This window comes from Microbacterium sp. MEC084, assembly GCF_004514465.2.
Taxonomy (GTDB): domain Bacteria; phylum Actinomycetota; class Actinomycetes; order Actinomycetales; family Microbacteriaceae; genus Microbacterium.
In genome coordinates, this window is record NZ_MYFP02000047.1 from 1 (window position 1) to 1,004 (window position 1,004).

Sequence of the window (1,004 nt, forward strand, 5' to 3'; positions counted from 1 at the left end):
TGAAGCGCCCTGAGTTTGTTGGAGGCTCCTGACCTTGGAAACGAGGATGGAGTCATGCCGAAGGAACTGGCGAATGGGAAGCCGACGACGCGTCGCTACTCGAGCGAGGAGAAGGCCGCTGCGGTGCGGATGGTGAGGACGCTGCGCGCTGAGCTCGGCGTCACGCAGGGGACGGTGCAGCGGGTCGCGACGCAGCTGGGTTACGGGGTCGAGTCCGTGCGGATGTGGGTCAAGCAGGCCGACATCGACGACGGCGTCACCCCGGGCGTGAGCAGCGCCGAAGCGCAGCGGGTGCGGGAGCTTGAGCAGGAGAACCGGGAGCTTCGCCGCGCCAACGAGGTGCTCAAGCGTGCGGCGTCTTTCTTCGGGGCGGAGCTCGACCGCCACTACCGGAAGTAGTCGCGTTCATCGACGCGAACAAGGACGACCTGGTCGACGGTCGCCGGCTCGGAGTCGAGCTCATCTGCAGACTGCTGCAGGTGGCTCCGAGCAGCTACTACGCCGCGAAGACCCGCGCCCCCTCGGCTCGCGCGCTGCGGGACGAGGAGCTGATCCCGCGGCTGGTCGAGCTGTGGGAGATGAACTACCGCGTCTACGGGGTCCGCAAGCTGTGGAAGGCGGCCCGACGAGCGAGGATCGTGATCGGTCGGGATCAGACCGCCCGGCTGATGCGGGTCGCGGGGATCGAGGGCGCCCGACGGTCGAAGCGGGTGAAGACCACCCGCCCGGATCCGGCGTCGGCGCGGCACCCGGACCTCGTCAAGCGCGAGTTCACCGCGACCGCACCAAACCGGCTCTGGGTGACGGACCTGACGTTCGTGCCCACCTGGGCCGGCGTCGCTTACGTGTGCTTCATCGTCGACGCGTTCAGCAGGATGATTGTGGGCTGGCGGGTCGCGTCCCACATGCGCACCGAGATGGTCCTCGACGCGATCGAGATGGCCCGCTGGTCCCGCGGACGCCACCACGCCGATCTGCGCTGTCACAGCGACGCGGGCTCTCAG

General features: G+C 68.4%; 1 pseudogene and 1 other annotated feature. The pseudogene reads left to right on the forward strand.

The window, feature by feature from the left end:
• Nucleotides 1–54: 54 nt before the first annotated feature.
• Nucleotides 55–1,004, forward strand: a pseudogene (locus tag B5M43_RS14880) (IS3 family transposase); the annotation flags it as partial.
• Nucleotides 354–488, forward strand: a sequence feature (AL1L pseudoknot). (Overlaps the previous pseudogene by 135 nt.)